Origin of the sequence: Ferrovibrio sp., assembly GCF_964218355.1 — a bacterium.
Taxonomy (GTDB): Bacteria; Pseudomonadota; Alphaproteobacteria; order Ferrovibrionales; family Ferrovibrionaceae; genus Ferrovibrio.
This window is the reverse complement of sequence record NZ_CAXPMC010000021.1, coordinates 171591-187067: the sequence shown is the minus strand read 5'-3', so window position 1 is coordinate 187067 and position 15477 is coordinate 171591. Positions and strand designations below refer to the sequence as shown.

Below are 15477 nucleotides of genomic sequence, written 5' to 3'. Positions count from 1 at the left end.
GCGCCGCTGGAGGGCGGCGCCCGGTTGCCGGGTTGTCGGCTTTACGACTTCTTCTTGTCGTCCTTCACTTCCTCGAAATCGGCATCGACGATGCCGTCATCGGGCTTGGCGCCGCCCTGGGCACCGCCGGCCGGCTGTTCGCCGCCGGCCTCGCCCTGCTCGGCCTGGGCCTTGTACAGGGCCTCGCCCAGTTTCATCGCGGTCTGGCTGAGTGCCTGGCTCTTGGCCTTGATCGCCTCGACGTCATTGGCCTCGATCGCCTTGCGCAGGTCGGCAATGCCGGCCTCGACCTCGGCCTTGTCGGCCGCCGGGGCCTTGTCGCCAAGATCGGCGATGGTCTTCTCGGTGGCATGGATCAGCGCCTCGGCCTGGTTCCTGGCCTCGACGGCCTCACGCCGCTTCTTGTCCTCGGCGGCATGGGCTTCGGCTTCCTGCACCATCTTCTTGATGTCGTCTTCCGACAGGCCACCGGAAGCCTGGATGCGGATCTGCTGCTCCTTGCCGGTACCCTTGTCCTTGGCCGAGACATGCACGATGCCGTTGGCGTCGATGTCGAAGGTCACTTCCACCTGCGGCACGCCGCGCGGCGCCGGCGGGATGCCGACCAGGTCGAACTGGCCGAGCAGCTTGTTGTCCGACGCCATCTCGCGCTCGCCCTGGAAGACCCGGATCGTCACCGCATTCTGGTTGTCCTCGGCGGTGGAGAAGACCTGGCTCTTCTTGGTCGGGATCGTGGTGTTGCGCTCGATCAGTTTGGTGAACACGCCGCCCAGCGTCTCGATGCCGAGGCTCAGCGGGGTAACGTCCAGCAGCAGCACGTCCTTGACGTCGCCCTGCAGCACGCCGGCCTGGATGGCGGCGCCGATGGCGACCACCTCGTCCGGATTGACGCCCTTGTGCGGTTCGCGGCCGAACAGGGTCTTCACCGTCTCGATCACCTTCGGCATGCGGGTCATGCCGCCGACCAGTACCACCTCGTCGATGTCGCCAGCCGACAGGCCGGCATCCTTCAGCGCCTTCTTGCAGGGCTCGACGGTGCGCTGGACCAGGTCGTCGACCAGGGCCTCCAGCTTGGCGCGGGTCAGCTTCATCACCAGATGCTTCGGACCCGAGGCATCGGCGGTGATGAAGGGCAGGTTGATCTCGGTCTGCGTCGACGAGGACAGTTCGATCTTCGCCTTCTCGGCAGCTTCCTTCAGGCGCTGCAGCGCCAGCCGGTCGCTGCGCAGGTCGATGCCCTGCTCTTTCTTGAACTCGGTGGCGAAATAGTCGACCAGGCGCAGGTCGAAATCCTCGCCGCCGAGGAAGGTGTCGCCGTTGGTCGAACGCACCTCGAAGACACCGTCGCCGATCTCGAGGATCGAGATGTCGAAGGTGCCGCCGCCAAGGTCATAGACGGCGATCTTCTTGCCGTCGCTGGTCTTGTCGAGACCATAGGCCAGCGCCGCCGCGGTCGGCTCGTTGATGATGCGCAGCACTTCGAGGCCGGCGATGCGGCCGGCGTCTTTCGTCGCCTGGCGCTGGGCATCGTTGAAATAGGCCGGCACGGTGATCACGGCCTGGGTGACCGTCTCGCCGAGGAAGCTCTCGGCGGTTTCCTTCATCTTCTGCAGGATGAAGGCCGAGACCTGGCTGGGGCTGTACTTCTTGTCCTGGACTTCCACCCAGGCATCGCCGTTATCGCCCTTGGCCACCTTGTAGGGGACCATCTCGGTGAAACGGCGGGTTGCATCGTCGCTGAAGGCGCGGCCGATCAGGCGCTTCACGGCGAACAGGGTATTTTCCGGATTGGTCACCGCCTGGCGCTTGGCCGGCTGGCCGACCAGACGCTCGCCATCCTTAGTGAAAGCCACCATCGACGGCGTGGTGCGCGCGCCTTCGGCGTTCTCGATGACCTTGGGGGTCTTGCCATCCATGATGGCGATGCAGGAATTGGTGGTGCCGAGGTCGATACCGATGACTTTGGCCATGTTGTCGCTCCTTTTTGCGGCGGTCCGGGGCGGCCTTGTCGGTCAAGCGCCGCACGGGACCCCAGATCATTACGCTCGCGGGCTATGTAAGAGGGCGGGTGCCGTCCCGCAACAGGTGTGGCGAAAAAATGTCCCCGAAACGGGCCGGAAACGGCGATTCGGGGCCCTGCGGGGCAGGCTGCCGGCCGGCGCCGGTGGCGGTGCCATTCCAGGGCCTGTTTCCAGGCCCATTCCCTGCTCCCGGGCAGGGGGTTATCTTATAGCGGAATTTGCCGCCCGCTGCCTGCCTGTGCCCGATGACCGTTGCCGCCGCCCTGCCCGAGGGATTCCGCCTCTATTCCGGCCTGCTGGACCGCCCGGCCCAGCAGGGGTTGGCCAATGCCGTGCAGGACCTGCTCGCCCGGGCGCCGGTCTATCACGCGACCATGCCGAAAAGCGGCCGGCCGATGAGCGTGGCGATGACCAATGCCGGCCGTCTCGGCTGGTATTCCGACCGTGCAGGGGGCTATCGGTATGTCGAGCGGCATCCCCAGACCGGCCGGCCCTGGCCGGCAATCCCGGCGGCAGCGCTGGCCGTCTGGCGACAGGTGGCGGGATATCCGCATGACCCGGAATGCTGCCTGGTCAACCTGTACCGGGATGCCGCGAAAATGGGCCTGCACCAGGATCGTGACGAGGCGGCGCTGGATGCCCCGGTGGTGTCGATATCGCTGGGTGACGATGCGCTGTTCCGGCTGGGCGGCACCAGCCGCGGCGGGGCAACCCGCAGCCTGAAACTGGCGTCCGGCGATGTGCTGGTGCTGGGCGGTGCCGCCCGGCTGGCCTATCACGGGATCGACCGTATCCTGCCGGGCAGCAGCCGGCTGATTGCCGGCGGCGGCCGGATCAATCTGACATTGCGGCGGGTGACGCAGCCGCACTAGGCCTGGCGGAATTCACCGGCGCCGGTTTGCCCGCCGGCAGGTTGCCCGGCGGCGGCGGGAACCAGGCCCGCACCGTGGTGCCGCGGCCGGGGGCGGTATCCAGCTCGAAACGGCCGCCATGCAGTTCGACCAGCGATTTCACCAGCGGCAGGCCGAGCCCGGTGCCTTCGTATTTCCGGGTCAGGTCGTTTTCCACCTGGCCGAAGGGCGCCAGCACCACGGGGATATTCTCGGGCGCGATGCCGATGCCGGTATCGCCGACCCAGATGCGGAAGCCGCCATCGGCCTCGCCGGCGGCGCCGATTTCGACATGGCCGCCGGGCGGGGTGAACTTGATCGCATTGGACACGAGGTTGAGCAGGATCTGGCGCAGGGCCTGGCGGTCGACGAAACCCTCGTAAAGATCCGGCGCGGCGACAAGGTCGAGCCTGACGCCGCGGCCGACGGCACGTTCGCGGAAAACCCGCAGGCTGGTTTCCAGAATCTCGACCGGATCGGTCACCTCGGGCTGGATGCGCCAGCTGCCGCTTTCGATTTTCGACATGTCGAGGATGTTGTTGATCAGGCTCAGCAGATGCTGGCCGCTGGACAGGATGTCGTCGACATATTCGACGTAACGGCTGTTGCCGATCGGCCCCAGCATCTGTTTCTGGATCACTTCCGCAAAGCCGATGATGGCATTCAGCGGCGTGCGCAGCTCATGGCTCATGTTGGCGAGGAAGCGCGTCTTGCTCAGGGATGCTTCCTCGGCCTGCTGGCGGGCGCGCTCGAGGGCGCGGTTGCGCCGCTCGCTGCGGGCCATGCCCAGCTGCAGCAGCAGCAGGGCCGTGCCGACCCCGTAATATATGCCGGCACGGGTGACGATGAAGCCGCGCAGAAGGGCACTCTGGTGCTCGTCGGCGATCAGGCTTTCCAGCTTGTCGACGCTGATGGAGGATTCGACAATCAGCGGATTGCGGTCCATCAGCTGCGATACCGGCTTGCGGGCGAAGAGGGCGCGGCCGTAGTCGCGGGACAGGTGGGTGATCAGGTCGTAGCGGTTGATCAGGCCGATCGGCCGGCCTTCCTCGACCACGGCGATGGCGCCGAGATCGGGGTCGGCCTGGAAGCGGCGGTCGACCTCTTCGCAGCGCATGTCCGGTGACACCGCCGGCAGCGGCACCGCCACCGTGCCGATGGTTTCCAGCATTTCCGAGCCGATCATGTCCACCGCGGACCCCTCATTTTCCGACGGCTGACTATCCGCGGTCGGGGTTGCAGTTTTTTGACAGAAACGGATGTCTGCCGCGAAATGTCGGGCGAACAAATGTGGCGAAATTCGCCTTTCGCGTCAGGCGGTTTGGGCTGCCCGCAGCGGAGTGCCCAAAGCCGTCGCCACCCCGGCCAGAATCTCGTAGGACCGCAACCTGGCGGCGTGGTCGTGGATCGCGGCAGCAACCATGATCTCGTCGGCGCCGGTCTGCGCGATGAAGCGGGCGAGGCCGGCGCGCACCGTCTCGGCCGCGCCCACGAAGGAACAGGCCAGCATGCCCGAGGCCTGGGCCTTTTCCGCCGGGGTCCAGTAGGTCTCGATATCGTCGATCGGCGGCGGCAGCAGGCCGCGGGTGCCACGGAACATGTTGGTGAAGGCCTGCTGTGCCGAGGTGAACAGCCGCCGGGCCTCGGCATCGGTCTCGGCGGCGATCACGTTCACGCCGACCATGGCATGGGGCTTCGCCTGCTGCTCCGACGGCTCGAACCGCGACCGGTAGGTTTCCAGGGCCGGCATCAGGGCTTCGGGCGCGAAATGCGAGGCGAAGGCATAGGGCAGGCCGAGAATGGCGGCCAGCTGGGCGCCGAACAGGCTGGATCCGAGAATCCACAGCGGCACTCTGGAACCGCCGCCGGGCACGGCGCGCAGTTTCTGCCCGGGTTCGATCGGGGCCAGCAGGGCCTGCAGTTCCTGCACATCCTGCGGAAAGCGGTCGGCCGCGGCCGGGTCGCGGCGCAGGGCACGCAGGGTCATCTGGTCGGTGCCGGGCGCCCGGCCCAGCCCGAGGTCGATGCGGCCGGGATACAGCGCCTCCAGCGTGCCGAACTGTTCGGCGATCACCAGCGGCGAATGATTTGGCAGCATGATGCCACCGGAACCGACGCGGATGCGGCCGGTGACGGCGGCAACCTGCCCGATCACCACCGCAGTGGCGGCGCTGGCGATGCCGATCATGTTGTGGTGTTCGGCCAGCCAGTAACGATTATACCCCCAGGCGTCGGCATGACGGGCAAGATCGAGGGTGTTGCGCAGGGCATCGCCCGGCACGAAACCCTGGGGCACCGGCGCGAGGTCGAGAACGGAAAACAGCGGCATGGGCGTCACTCCGGCTGATGCTGCGCCGGCAGGCGGCGTCCTGTCCGCAAGCTAACGCGGGGCTGTGACGGATCAAGCCTGCGTGTTGACCGCCGCGCCTGGCTGCAGCTCGTCCTGCGGGCCGCCCTTGGAGACGCCAACCATGGCGGCACGCAGCAGGCGGCCATGCTGGACATAGCCGGCGGCAATCACCTGCACGACGGTACCGGCCGGCACGGTGGCATCTTCCACCTCGAACATCGCCTGATGCAGGTTGGGGTCGAATTTCTCGTTCTTCGGTTCGATGCGGGCGATCCCGTGCCGCTCGAACACGCCAAGCAGTTCGCGCTCGGTCGCCTCGACGCCGGCGATCAGGCCATGGACGGGATCGCTTTCGGCGGCGCCTTCGGCGGGCTTGGGTGCGGATTCGACAGCGCGGCGCAGATTGTCGGCGACGGTCAGGATGTCGCGGGCAAACCGGCCGGCGGCGAATTTCGCGGCATCTTCCTTCTCGCGCTCGAGGCGCTTGCGCAGATTTTCCTTGTCGGCCGCCTCGCGCAGCAGCCGGTCCTTCAGCGCGGTGACCTCCTCCTGCGCGGCGGCCAGCAGGGCGGCCGGTTCGGCGGCATCGGTCTGGGCCGGGGGCGCGGCTTCGGTTTCGGTCGCGGTATTCTGGGTCTCGTTCTGGGTCATCACGTCCTCGTTGCGCCCTGCATATACGGATCGGGGCCGCAAAATGAAAGGGGGGGCGGCGGATTTCCGCCCATTCCTGCCGGAAGTGCCGGATTTTTCGGCCGGTCAGCCGAGCAGGCGGCCGACCACCTGGGCGGTGAAATCCACCATCGGCACCACCCGGGCATAATTCATCCGGGTCGGGCCGATCACGCCGATGGCGCCGAGAATTCGCTGCTGCTGGTTCTGCAGCGGCGCCACGATCAGCGAACAGCCGGCGCGGCGAAACAGGGTGTTCTCCGAGCCGATGAAGATGCGCACGCCCTCGCTGCCCTGGGTCAGTTCAATCAGCCGCAGCATCTCCTCGGCATTTTCCAGCTCGCCCATCAGGCTGCGGATGCGTTCGAGATCGGCCAGCGCGGAGACATCGTCGAGCAGGCTGGCGCTGCCGCGCACGATCAGGGTGCCGCGCCCGGGCTCGCCGCCCCAGATCGCGAGACCGGCCTCGACCACCCGGGCGGCCAGCTGGTCCAGTTCGGCCCGCTGCGCCGTCAGTTCCAGCAGGATCTGGTCGCGCGCTTCGGCCATGGTGCGGCCCTTCAGGCGCTTCGAGAGAAACTCGCCGGCTTCGGCCAGCGTCGAGCCGGTCATCGCCATCGGCAGATCGACCATGCGGTTCTCGACCTGGCCGGATTCGGAGACCAGCACAACGAGGGCGCGGCCCGGTCCGACCGGCACGAATTCCACATGGCGCAGCGGCGCGTCGACCTTGGGCGCGACCACGAGGCCGGCATGGCCCGACAGGCCGGACAGGACCGTGGTGGCCTCGGTGAGGATGTCCTGAAAACCGCGACCCGATGCGGCGCAGCGACCCTCGATCGAGCTGCGCTCATCCTGGGTCAGGTCACCGACCTGCAGCAGGCCGTCGACGAACAGCCGCAGGCCGCTTTCGGTGGGCAGCCGGCCGGCCGAGGTATGCGGCGCATACAGCAGGCCCGATTCCTCAAGGTCCGCCATGGTGTTGCGGATACTGGCCGGCGACAGCTTGTGTTCCAGCTTTTTCGACAGCAGGCGCGAGCCGACCGGTTCGCCGGTGGCCATGTAGGTTTCGACCACCAGCCGCAGGATTTCGCGGCTGCGCTGGCTCATTTCCTGGATCATGGACACAGAATTAAGAATCCATCGGGGCGGCGTCAATGCCGACGGGCAGCCGGCGGTGCACGGAGTTTTCCTGGCAAGGGGGTGATATACCGGGTTCCGGCCCGGCCAGAGCCGCAATCCCCCTCCTTCGCGGCCGGGTCAGGGCAGGCGGTCGAGCCAGCCATGCGGGTCGGCTGCGCGGCCGAACTGGATATCGGTCAGCGCCGCCTTCAGCCGTGCGGCCGCCGGGCCGGCTTCGCCATTGCCGATGACAAAACCGTGCCGGGCACCCTTCACGCGGCCGATCGGCGTGACCACGGCCGCCGTACCACAGGCAAAGGCCTCGCGCAGGCGGCCGCTCTGCGCATCGGCCTGCCACTGGTCGATGGCATAGGGTTCCTCGCGTACGGCAAGGCCCATGCCGCGCGCCAGGGTGATCAGGGAATCGCGGGTAATGCCGGGCAGGATGGTGCCGGTCAGCGGCGGTGTCTGCAGCGAGCCGTCGTCGAAGACGAAAAAGACATTCATGCCCCCGAGTTCCTCGACCCAGCGCCGTTCGACCGCATCGAGGAACACCACCTGGTCGCAGCCCTCGCGCCGGCCCTCGGCCTGGGCGACCAGACTGGCGGCATAGTTGCCGCCGCATTTCGCCGCACCGGTCCCGCCGGGTGCCGCCCGCGTATAGGTCTCGGAGACCCACAGGGTCACACCGGCCGCGCCGCCCTTGAAATAGGCGGCCACCGGCGAGGCGATGACGCAGAAAAGATGGGCGGCCGATGGCTCCGGCGGCAGCGCCACCTCGGTCCCGATCATAAAGGGCCGCAGGTAGAGCGAGGCGCCCTCGGCACTCGGGATCCAGTCGCGGTCGGCATCCACCAGGGCGCGGACGGAGCCGGTGAAGATCTCTTCCGGCAGCAGCGGCATTGCCAGCCGCTCGGCCGAGGCGCGGAAGCGGCGTGCATTGGCATCGGGGCGGAACAGCGTGGCGCCCCCGTCGGGCAGCCGGTAGGCTTTCAGGCCCTCGAAGATTTCCTGTGCATAATGCAGCGACAGGGTGCCCGGATCGAGATCGAAGGCGTGCCGCGGCTCCAGACGCCAGTCATGCCAGCCGCGCTCCGCCGAATGCCGTAGCGTGATCATGTGGTCGGTGAAGACGTGGCCGAAAGCCGGATTCTGCATGAGCGCCGCGCGCTCGGCCGCGCCGGCCGGCTGTGGATGCGGTGTCACATCAAGGGTGGGCTTGCTCATCTTTCTTCCACTCTGTCGTTCGCGATGGCGCCATGCGTCGGTGGCTGTCCTGTCCTATGCGCCGGCGGGCGCACGAGATCAACCCGTCCGGTGCGGAAGAAGTGCAGCCGTGAGAAGTATGTCCGTGCCAGGTCGCGGCGTCTTGGCGGAAATTGGCATTCTGCGGAGTAAATTGTCAGGGCAGGCCGGTGCAGACGAGGGAACCGGCCCGGGGCGCGTCATGGCGCCGGCGCTGTCTGCCCGTCTGCAATGACCGACGGGGTGTCCGCACCGAGCCGTGGCGCCGGCGGCAGGTCCGGCTTCTGTCCCTCTCGCCAGCGGAATGCGGGGCCGAGCGCAACGGGCTCGCCATCCGTGCCGATCCCGGGTGTGGCAGGATAGAGGTCGCGCAGATACTCCGCGAGATCGCGCACCCTGGCAGCCGGCACACCGGCAGCGTTCAGCGCGGTTTCCAGTTCGCTCGCATTCGCGGCAGCGAAAGCCTGCGCCAGCTTGATGCGCAGCGGCTCGCTGGCAACATTGGCGAGGAAGTCGCCCGCCGCGAGTCCGGCCGGCACGAATGGCGCTGCTGCCAGTTCCGGCCGGCCGAGCAGCCGGCACAGCGTCGCGAACTGTCCCATGGTGTTGGCGGCCACCGAAATATGGCCATCCATCGTTGCGAAAGTCTCAGCGCCGGGGCTGCCGACGAACCCGCGGTTGCCCACGCGCTCCGGCGCGCGCCCGGTGGCCAGCGTCATGGCGGCAGGGCCGGACATCAGGGCCAGCGCGGAATCGATCATCGCGACATCGATCGTGATCGGGCCGGTATCGCCGCGCAGGCGCCGGATGAGGGCGGCCAGGATCGCCTCCGCGGCACTGATGCCGGTGGCGATGTCGATGACCGGGAAGCCGACCTTCACGGGAGCGTCGTCCTCGCGGCTGCCCTGCAGCGCCATCATTCCGGTCGCGGCCTGGATGACGTGATCGTAGGCTCCGTACCGGCTGTTCGGGCCGCTCTGCCCCCAGCCCGAAATCGAGCAGTAGACGATGTCCGGCCGAACCCTGCGGAGATCCTCGGGGCCGAGCCCCAGGCGTTGCGCTACGCCGGGGCGAAAATTCTCGACGAAGACGTCGGCGTTCTCGGCAAGCCGCAGGATTGCGGCGCGGCCATCCGGCGCGGAAAGGTCGACGACGACCGACTTCTTGCCGGCATTCAGCGCGCGGAAGCCCGGCGGCAGGCCGCCATGCTCCGGCTGCATCGTAAGCGCACGCATCGGGTCGCCGGCGCCCGGTCGCTCGATCTTGATCACCTCGGCGCCCAGGCAGCGCAAATGATGGGTTGCGCAGGGACCTGCCAGCACATGCGTGAGGTCGAGGACCCGGAAACCTTCAAGCGGCAGCATCACGAATTCCCCCAGGTGGCGGCACAAACCGGACAGGGGCCGGTCCGCATGATTGCCGGAGACGGAATCCGCGGCGGGATGAAGATTGCCGGAATGGGGCCGGACTGCAGGTCGGGGGTCATCTTGACGTCACATCAGCGATGGCAGGAACAGCGCAATCTGCGGCACGGCGATAATCAGCAGAACCAGCGCGAAATAGGCAATCCAGAAGGGAAAGACCCCGCGGAAGATCTCATACATCGACACATCCTTTGTCATCGAGGCGATCGCGAAGACATTGACCCCGATCGGCGGCGTGACGACCCCGAGCTCGACCATGATGACGACGAAGACGCCGAACCATACCGGATCGAAACCGGCATTCATCGCCAGCGGATAGAAGAGGGGGACTGTCAGCACGAGGGCGGGCAGCGCATTCATGAACATGCCGATGACGACGTAGAAAACCAGGAGGGCGCCGATCAGCTGGTACGGGCCGAGCTCCAGGTCCGCCACCAGGCCGGCAATCTGCTGGGTCAGCCCGCTGATGGCGATGAAGCGGCTGAAGGCGGTGGCGAACAGGAAGATCAGAAGAATGCCTGCCGTCAGCCGCAGAGTCTGTTCGATCGATCGCCAGAAGGCGTGCCAGGTGAGCCGCCGGGTCAGCGTGGAGATCAGCAGGGCCCCGGCGACGCCAATGCCGCCGGCTTCATTGGGGGTGACGATACCCGTGTAGATGCCGCCGAGGACCAGCAGCATCAGCACCAGCACCGGCCAGACGCCGGAACTGGCCTGCATCCGCTCGCGCCAGCTGCTGGTCTCGCCGCGTGGTGCCAGTGACGGATTTATCCAGGTTCTCACCGTGATCAGCAGAACCAGAATGACGGCAAACAGGATGCCCGGCAGCACGCCGGCCATAAACAGCTTGCCGATCGAGACTTCGGTGATCATGCCATAGACGATGAATGCCAGGCTGGGCGGGATCATCACGCCGATGGTGGCCGCGCAGGCAATCGAGGCGGTCGCCAGCTTCATGTCATAGCCGTAGCTCTTCATCTGCGGCAGGGCGATGGATCCCATGGCGTAGACGCCGGACAGCGTATCGCCGACAATCGACGACAGGCCGGCACAGGAGACCGTGCTTGCCGAAGCAAGCCCGCCGGGCAGGTGGCCGATCCAGCGATGGGCGGCGCGATAGAGGTCCTCGGCAAACCCCGAGGCGACGACGATCAGGCCCATCCAGGTGAACAGCGGGATAACGCTCCATGTCTGGTCGCTGACGACGTCCAGCGCCGTGGTGCCGATGCTGGTCAGGCTGGCCTTGGCGCCGATCAGCAGACTGATGCCGATCAGCGCCGTCAGCGCCATTGCCGCCGCGACATGGACCCCGAGGAAGATCAGCACGAAACACAGGGCGATGCTGACAAGGCCGCGCGAGGCGCGCGACATTTCGAACGGCAGGGCCTGCGGAAACAGGACAAGGCAGAAAATGACGGCAGCGGCCAGCAGCCAGGCCAGGCAGATCGCCAGCGCCCGCGGATCGCGAAGCGCAACGACGGTCTTGAGCGTGGCGGACAGGTTGAGCAGCAGCGCAACCGCGAAGAGCAGCATGAACACCGCGGCGACCACGGCGAAGGGCCATTCCGGCACTTTCAGCACGCCGGTGACCACCGAATCCTCCATCAGGAGAGAGGCTTCCTTCAGGATTTCCGATGCCGTGACCACGATCGTTCCCAGGGTCAGCAGCAGGCCGCCCGCCATGGTCGGCAGGCGTGCCTGCGCCGGCATCAGCTGCAGCAGCATGTCGACCCTGATATGTCCGCGCGCCAGTTCGACCGCCCCCAGCGTCGACAGGGCGACGAGGATCATCAGCAGGCCGTTGATCTCCATGCTGCCGGGAACGACCACCGAAAAGAGATTGCGCAGCACGACATCCGCCACCGTCACGCCCATCATCAGCACGAGGGCGCCGCCGCCCAGGACCTGCGCGGCACGGTTGGTCCAGGCGATGCCGCGCCACGGCGCCCCTGCCGGCCTGTCGCCCTCGGCCGGCACCGCGGCATCAATCCTGTTCAAGCCTGTGCTCATGACGCCTTCACCACCATGTCCCGGTACTGCCGCACGCGGTGCGTTTCATCGGTCTTTCCGCCGGCGAGGCATGTGCAGCGCACCCTCGCCGGCGGTATCCACCGGCTAGTTCTGATCGTAGAGCTTCAGCAGGCGCACGGCCTCGTCGAGGATCTTCTGCCCCGGCAGGCCCTTCGCATTCGCGGTCTGCACCCACTGGTCCCAGAGCGGGCGCATCCTGGTGGCAAGGGCCGCATGGTCCTCGGCCGACAGCGTGATGATATTGTCCGGCGGGATCGCCGCCATCGCCGCCGCGGCGCCATCGGTGGTGTTGTTGAAGAAGTAGACGGGCAGAAGGTCGGCGAGATGCTTCCTTTCCTGCTCGGTCAGCTTCTTGTGGGTGTCCCGGTTCATGACCGTCGAGTAGGTGCCGGGGTTGAGGTTGACCAGCGTGTGGTAGGTCGTCACCTCGTTGAGCTTGAAATTGTTCACCCATCCCCAGGCGCACAATACCCCGTCGACGGCACCGCGCTGCAGGGCCAGATAGGCATCCGGCCCGACCATGACGCTGGCGCTGGCGCCCAGCGCTTCCATCACCCGCACGCCGGCCGAATCCTGGGCTGCCAGCACCTTGCCCTTCAGGTCAGCCAGCGTGCGGATCGGCGTGCGGGTATGCAGATGCGAGCCCATCGCGACGAATGTGGCGAGGTCGACGACATTGTCGCTGTCGCTGAAGATATTTCCCATCTCGGGGAAAATCTCGCGCAGGCGCCAGTAGACCACGCTGGCGACGGTCTGGTTTTTCGTAAGTCCGGGCAGGCTGAACAGTTCGAGCTGCGGGAACTTGCCCGGCAGCGCCGGATGCCAGACGAAGCCGATATCGAGAAGCCCGGAGCCGGTTGCCCGCAGCCAGTCCTTGAACGGCGTCACCGAGTTGGGCGGAAAGAATGTCAGTTTGGCGCGGCCGCCCGTAATCGCCTTGAGCTGGCCGGCGAAGCGCCGGTCCATGTCGTTCCAGGGCGTGCCGTCGGCGGATGCGAACTGCATTTTCAGCTCGATTTCCGGCGCTGCCGCCCGGGCGCCGGTGGCCACCGAGGTGCCGGCGAGGGCGAGCAGGGACAGGCCGCCGAAGGTGCGGCGGTTGATGGGCGAACGGGTCACGGATTGCACGATCGGCTGATCGGATGTCATGTCTGTCTCCTCCGGGGCCCGGTAGAGGCCGGGGCCTTATAGTTACGCGCGACGGGGCGCGCTTATCCGCTGTCTGCCGCCTGAACAGGTATGCCCGGGCAGATGGCGTTCCTCCGGCGTGGAATGTAGGAGGGGCGTTCGATCAGGAATACTTATTTCTTCTTAAGTGAATCATCAGGCTGGCTTAAGGCAGAAGCATCCAGCACCCGCCGCCACTCCTCTTCGGACCGGCGGAGCTCCTGGCTGAAATAGTCGTAAAGCGTCTGGGCAGGGCGCGACAGCGGATGGCGGGCCGGAATGATCAGCGCCACCTCGACGGCCAGGGATGAATCCGCGATCGGGTTGACGGTCAGTCGCTCGTTGCCGAGTTCCTTCTGGCCGATCCAGTAGGGAAGGATGGCAGACCAGTCGGTCAGCGCGAGAAATTCCAGTCCTGCCGAAAGGCTGGCATTGGAGATGATCCGTTCGACAGGGATTTCGCCATTGCGGATTGCCGCGTCGATTTTCGGCCGCAGGCTGTTTTCGGCATTGGGCAGGAACAGCTTCAGCGCCGGCAGGGCAGAGAGTTTCAGCGGTTTCATCGGCATCAGTCCGCGGCGGGAGCCGGATATGAGCGTGACCGGGAACCTGCCGATGGACTGCGCCGTCAGTCCGATCTGGGGCTTTTCGAACTGGCCCACATAGAAGTCGAGGGCGCCGCCGGCCACTTCGGCGAGGAGCGAATCGGCGGTGCCGCTCGCGATGTCGATGTCGACCCGGGGAAACTCGCGCGTGAACCGTGCCAGCGCCGGCGGCAGGATGGCTTTCGCCAGGCCGGGCGCGAAACCGGCCGATACCGCACCGCTCAGTCCGGCGGAGAAATCTTCGACTTCGAGTTCGGCCTCGGAAACGGCCTTCAGGATTGCGAGCGACCGTTCGTAGAAGCGCTGCCCGGCCGGTGTTGGCACCACGCCCCGCCGTGTCCGTTCGAGCAGGCTGATCCCCAGCCGCCCCTCCAGCGCACTCATCTGCTGGCTGACGCCGGATGCCGTGCAGTTCAGGCGGCTGGCGGCGGCACTCAGGGAGCCCTCTTCGCAGGCCGCGACGAAGAATCGGATCTGCCTCAGCTCCATGGCGCTTCCTCCAGCTTTCAGCTTATTAGAACATGGATGTTAGTAATTTTAACTATCGGTAATAGTCAGTTCAACTCTACGGTTGGCTCCGCAGGTGCCGGGTGCCGTTTCGAAGCTGCCCGCACCGGGAGGAGGACAGGGAATGACCCCGCAGGAACGCAGGCTTTGGGTGCGGCAGATGGGTGCGCGCCGCGACTGGTGGGCGCTGCGGCGCGAGGCGGCCATCGATCCGGAGATCGAAATCGTCGATGCCCATTTCCATCTCTGGGACGAACGCGACTTTCCCGACCCGGCCGAACCCGGCGCGATGCTGCGGACCAGCCGTTATCTTCTTGACGAGTTTCTTTCCGATGTGACGGCCGGCCACAATCTCGCGCAGGCCGTCTATGTCGAATGCGGGTCCGGATACCGTCCGGACGGGCCGGAGCATCTTCGGTCGGTGGGGGAGACGGAATGGGCTGCCCGCATGGCCGTGCAGTCCGCTGGCCGCGATGGAACGGAAACGATCGCAGCGATCGTGGCGCATGCCGACCTGCGGCATCCCGCACTGGACACGGTGCTTGACGAGCACGAGAAGGCTGGCGGTGGCCGCCTGCGTGGCATCCGCCAGAGCGCTGCCCGCCTGGAGGATCCGTCAGCCCGCCTGCTGGCGGGTGCCGCGCCGCCCGGTCTCTATGCCGATCCGGCCTTTCGCCGGGGCCTTGCCCGCGTGGCGGAACGCGGGCTCGTCTTCGATGCCTTCCTGTTTCATTTTCAGCTTCCCGAACTCGCCGCGCTGGCCCGCGCGGTGCCGTCCGCCATGATCGTGATCAATCATCTCGGCGCGCCGGTCGGATATGGCGGCGGCCCGGCCGAGCGCGATCCGGTCTTCACCGGGTGGTGCGCCCTGATCGGGATGCTGGCAGAGCATCCCAATCTTGTCGTGAAACTCGGTGGCCTGGCATCGATCGTCACGCAGTATGACGCCCATACCCGTCCGCTGCCGCCATCCTCCCGGGAGTTTGTGGATGAGCGCGGCGCCTATTTCCGGCATGCGATCCGGTGTTTCGGTCCGGAACGCTGCATGTTCGAAAGCAACTTTCCGGTCGACAGCGTTGCGATCAGCTACGGCAATCTCTGGAATGCCTACAAGATCATCGCTGCCGAGCATGATGCCGCTGCCGGACAGGCGCTGCTGGCCGGAACCGCGCGCCGCGTCTATGCCTGTTCACCTGCGGCAGCAGCGGGGGCGCGGCGGCAGCCCGGCAGAACTGCGCCGGATGGGAGATCGGGAGGTCGTGTCTGATAACCGGATGTGTCCGGAAACTGGAGCGGGCGAAGGGATTCGAACCCTCGACCCCAACCTTGGCAAGGCGGTTAGGTGGTGCCGAAGGAAATTCGCCGATATACGCTCAAGTGTCCTAGAATCATATAATAATCTGATATTAAAGGTGTTTATATAGAACCGAGTATCCTCACGTACTCTCT

Annotated in this window: 12 protein-coding genes; 2 read left to right on the top strand and 10 right to left on the bottom strand. The window is 66.3% G+C overall.

Annotated features, from left to right (window positions below; genetic code table 11):
* Positions 1 to 41: 41 nt before the first annotated feature.
* Positions 42 to 1970 carry a molecular chaperone DnaK gene (gene dnaK, locus ACEQZY_RS16240; protein WP_341703108.1) on the bottom strand — a complete coding sequence of 643 codons (1929 nt, stop codon included), beginning with the start codon at positions 1968 to 1970 and terminating at the stop codon, positions 42 to 44.
* Between the two features lie 296 nt (positions 1971 to 2266).
* On the opposite strand from dnaK, the gene ACEQZY_RS16235 reads away from it, so the two are divergent.
* Positions 2267 to 2893, top strand: a complete 627-nt coding sequence (locus tag ACEQZY_RS16235; RefSeq protein ID WP_341703109.1) for an alpha-ketoglutarate-dependent dioxygenase AlkB — start codon at positions 2267 to 2269, stop codon at positions 2891 to 2893.
* On the opposite strand, the gene ACEQZY_RS16230 is transcribed toward ACEQZY_RS16235, so the two are convergent.
* The 9 genes from ACEQZY_RS16230 to ACEQZY_RS16190 form a co-directional block, all read right to left on the bottom strand.
* A complete protein-coding gene (locus ACEQZY_RS16230) occupies positions 2856 to 4097 on the bottom strand; it encodes an ATP-binding protein (protein WP_341703132.1) in 1242 nt (413 codons plus the stop codon). The genes ACEQZY_RS16235 and ACEQZY_RS16230 overlap by 38 nt on opposite strands.
* 126 nt (positions 4098 to 4223) lie before the next feature.
* Positions 4224 to 5240 carry an LLM class flavin-dependent oxidoreductase gene (locus ACEQZY_RS16225; protein WP_370155792.1) on the bottom strand — a complete coding sequence of 339 codons (1017 nt, stop codon included), beginning with the start codon at positions 5238 to 5240 and terminating at the stop codon, positions 4224 to 4226.
* 72 nt (positions 5241 to 5312) lie between these two features.
* Positions 5313 to 5912, bottom strand: a complete 600-nt coding sequence (grpE, locus tag ACEQZY_RS16220; protein WP_370155790.1) for a nucleotide exchange factor GrpE — start codon at positions 5910 to 5912, stop codon at positions 5313 to 5315.
* Between the two features lie 105 nt (positions 5913 to 6017).
* A complete protein-coding gene (gene hrcA, locus ACEQZY_RS16215; RefSeq protein ID WP_341703112.1) occupies positions 6018 to 7052 on the bottom strand; it encodes a heat-inducible transcriptional repressor HrcA in 1035 nt (344 codons plus the stop codon).
* 138 nt (positions 7053 to 7190) lie between these two features.
* Positions 7191 to 8279, bottom strand: coding sequence for a branched-chain amino acid aminotransferase (locus tag ACEQZY_RS16210; protein WP_370155787.1), 1089 nt, complete (start codon positions 8277 to 8279; stop codon positions 7191 to 7193).
* Positions 8280 to 8497: 218 nt separating this feature from the next.
* Positions 8498 to 9661, bottom strand: a complete 1164-nt coding sequence (locus ACEQZY_RS16205; protein WP_370155968.1) for a CaiB/BaiF CoA transferase family protein — start codon at positions 9659 to 9661, stop codon at positions 8498 to 8500.
* A 129-nt stretch (positions 9662 to 9790) separates the two neighbouring features.
* Complete coding sequence (locus ACEQZY_RS16200) at positions 9791 to 11728, bottom strand: TRAP transporter large permease subunit (protein WP_370155785.1); 1938 nt, start codon at positions 11726 to 11728, stop codon at positions 9791 to 9793.
* A 105-nt stretch (positions 11729 to 11833) separates the two neighbouring features.
* Entirely contained in the window at positions 11834 to 12898 is a 1065-nt protein-coding gene (locus tag ACEQZY_RS16195) for a TRAP transporter substrate-binding protein (RefSeq protein WP_370155783.1), read from the bottom strand.
* A gap of 152 nt (positions 12899 to 13050) precedes the next feature.
* Complete coding sequence (locus ACEQZY_RS16190; protein ID WP_370155781.1) at positions 13051 to 14010, bottom strand: LysR family transcriptional regulator; 960 nt, start codon at positions 14008 to 14010, stop codon at positions 13051 to 13053.
* Between the two features lie 142 nt (positions 14011 to 14152).
* On the opposite strand from ACEQZY_RS16190, the gene ACEQZY_RS16185 reads away from it, so the two are divergent.
* On the top strand, positions 14153 to 15295 hold the full coding sequence (locus ACEQZY_RS16185; protein WP_341703118.1) for an amidohydrolase family protein: 1143 nt from the start codon (positions 14153 to 14155) through the stop codon (positions 15293 to 15295).
* The last annotated feature ends 182 nt before the right edge of the window (positions 15296 to 15477 follow it).